This is a genomic window from Streptomyces sp. NPDC055632, from assembly GCF_053618675.1.
Window position 1 is genome coordinate 171727 of the sequence record NZ_JBSHHY010000011.1, and the last position, 2501, is coordinate 174227.

Here is a 2501-nt window from a genome sequence, read left to right on the forward strand (position 1 = left end):
CGGGGGGCGGCCCGCGGGCCCCTCCCCGGCCGCGCGGGCGCGGGGGTGCGGGGGGGGGTGGGGGGGGGGGGCCACCTGGGCCCCCGCCCGCCCCCGCGCCGCGAAGTACACGGCCGAGGTGGCGGCACGCATCAGCGAACCGTTTCCGGCGGCGTGCATGTTGACCTGGAAATGGAGGGTGGAGGCGAGATTCCACGGGTCGCCGCCGAGGAGCACCTGCTCGGTCTGGAGGCCGATGTCCTTGGGATCGGCCGCCGCCCAGCGCCGGAAGCGGTCGAAGACGTCCGGCAGGTCGAGGCCGCCCCGTTCGAGGAGCGACTCCCCGAGCAGAACGGCCATCTGCGTGTCGTCCGTGGCCTCACCGGGGTCCCAGCCGCCGCCTCCGCACAGCTCGCCGACGCCGTCCGGGAAGCGCTCCCGGAAGACGCCGGGGAGGCCGAACTCGAAGGGTGCGCCCAGGGCGTCGCCGACGGCGGAGCCCAGAACGGCGCCGACGGCGCGGTCGGTGATCGTCATCCGGTCAGCTTAGAGAGGGAGTTGGAGGTTGTCGGGAGTCGGGAGTCGGGCGTAGGGCGCAGGGAGAGGACGGTGGCGGTCGCGCCCAGTGCCACGATCGCCCCCGCGCCCGCCAGCGTCACACCGTCCGGGGCGAACAGGGCCTGGCCCCGCAGCGCCTGCCAGGTCAGCAGGACGAAGACCGCCGCGTAGGCCGCCGAGGCAGTGAGGGCGAGGCGCAGTCGGACCCGTTCGTCGGCGAGGCGGGCGAGGGGGGTGAGACGGGGCGAACGGGAGGAGCGGGCGGCGAGGGCGGCCAGGAGGAGCAGGACCAGCGGGAGCAGTTGGAGCGCGTGCATGCCGAAGAAGTGCGCCACGCGCAGGTCTCCGCCGGTGGTGGCCCAGCCGGTCACCGGCAGGGACGGGCCGCCGTCCGGAACGCCGACGCTGTGCGCGCCGACGATCGGCGGGTTGTCGGTCGCGAGCTGTTCCGGCGTCGGACGCACCATCAGGAAGCCGACGGCGGCGCCCGCCAGGGCGATCAGGGAGGAGAGCCGGACGGCCCAGGCCATGGCGCGGTCGAGGATCCGGGCGCGCAGCAGGAGCAGGGCGATGACCAGGGCGCCGAGCCACAGCACGACGACGGTGCCGCCCATGATCTGGAAGACGGTGTTGTCGAACGGGGTCGCCTGGTTGAAGTGGCTCCGGGTGCCCCGTACCACCTGGAGGGTGATGAGGACCATCTCCACCGCGCTCGCGGCGGCGACCACCGTTCCGGCCCACCAGCCGGCCCGGCGGCCCCGGTGGAGCAGCGAGAGCATCCAGGCGAGCGAGAGGGCGTAGGCGACGAACGAGACCGAGAACTTGAACGGCTTGGCCCAGATCGGCGCGCCGACCAGGACCCGGTCGTCGACCACCAGGCCGACGGCGGAGACGAGCGCGAGGACGCCCATCGAGGCGGCGAACCAGACCAGGGGCCGGTGTAACCGGACGAGCGGGGCGAGCGGGTGGGGCGAGGTGAGCGGGCTCGGCGAAGACATGCGGATCCCCCCGTGGGAAAGTATGGATAGTGGCACTTGCCGCTATCTGATAGCGCCACTATCTATGATGTGGGTGTCGGTCGGCAAGACCGAAGAGGGACCGGAAAGGTGAACAGGCATTGCGCATAGGAGAGTTGAGTCGCAGGACCGGGGTGTCCGTGCCGACGATCAAGTTCTACGTACGGGAAGGGCTGCTTCCGGCCGGAGAGCTGACGAGCCCGAACCAGGCCTCGTACGGAGAGACGCACGTACGGCGGCTCCGCCTCATCCGGGCGCTCCTCGATGTGGGCGGTCTGTCGGTGGCGGGGATCCGCGACGTGATCGTGGCGATCGACGACCCGGGCCGGCCGCTGCACACGGTGCTCGGCGAGGCGGCGGACCGCGTGGTGCCGCGGTACGAGCGCGGGGACGGGTCCGGGATCGACGAGGCGAGGAAGAGGGTCGCCGCGCTGATCGAGGCGCGCGGATGGCGCACCTACGAGGGGAGCCCCGCGGCGGAGGCCCTGGCGACGGCGATCGCCGCGCTCGAGGAGGTCGGCCACGGCCGGTTCGTCGAGGTCCTGGACGCGTACGCGGACGCGGCGGAACGGGTGGCCCGGGCCGACCTGGAGTACGTGGCGCACCAAGTGGCGCGGGAGGAACTGGTGGAGAGCGTGGTGGTCGGCACGGTCATCGGAGACGCCGTCTTCGCCGCCATGCGCCGGATCGTCCATGTGGACGAGTCGGGACGGGTCTTCGGGGGGACGGCGTGACGGACTGAGGGGCTGACGGACTGACGGGCTGGTACGGCCGACGGCCTGGGGCGGCCTGGGGCGGTCTGGTGGGTCGGCGGATTGGCGGGCCCGGGGCGTCACGGCCCGGCGGTGCGGTGGTCGGCGGCGTCACGGCCCGGCGGTGCGGTGGTCGGCGGTGCTCACGCGAACGGGGGTGGGCGGGGGGGGTAGCCCCCCGCCCCCCCCCACGCGG

General features: G+C 73.5%; 3 protein-coding genes. 1 reads left to right on the plus strand and 2 read right to left on the minus strand.

Translation table 11 applies throughout. The annotated features are described in order from the left end of the window. Both ACWGSR_RS17190 and ACWGSR_RS17195 read right to left on the minus strand, forming a co-directional pair. Nucleotides 1-516: ADP-ribosylglycohydrolase family protein (locus tag ACWGSR_RS17190; RefSeq protein WP_453567221.1), on the minus strand; the 516-nt coding region annotated here is incomplete at its 3' end. Further along, a complete protein-coding gene (locus ACWGSR_RS17195; RefSeq protein WP_453567255.1) occupies nucleotides 513-1448 on the minus strand; it encodes a hypothetical protein in 936 nt (311 codons plus the stop codon). The genes ACWGSR_RS17190 and ACWGSR_RS17195, both read right to left, overlap by 4 nt. Before the next feature lie 206 nt (nucleotides 1449-1654). Here ACWGSR_RS17195 and ACWGSR_RS17200 point away from each other — a divergent pair, with 206 nt between their 5' ends. Then, a complete protein-coding gene (locus tag ACWGSR_RS17200) occupies nucleotides 1655-2287 on the plus strand; it encodes a MerR family transcriptional regulator (protein WP_376242611.1) in 633 nt (210 codons plus the stop codon). The last annotated feature ends 214 nt before the right edge of the window (nucleotides 2288-2501 follow it).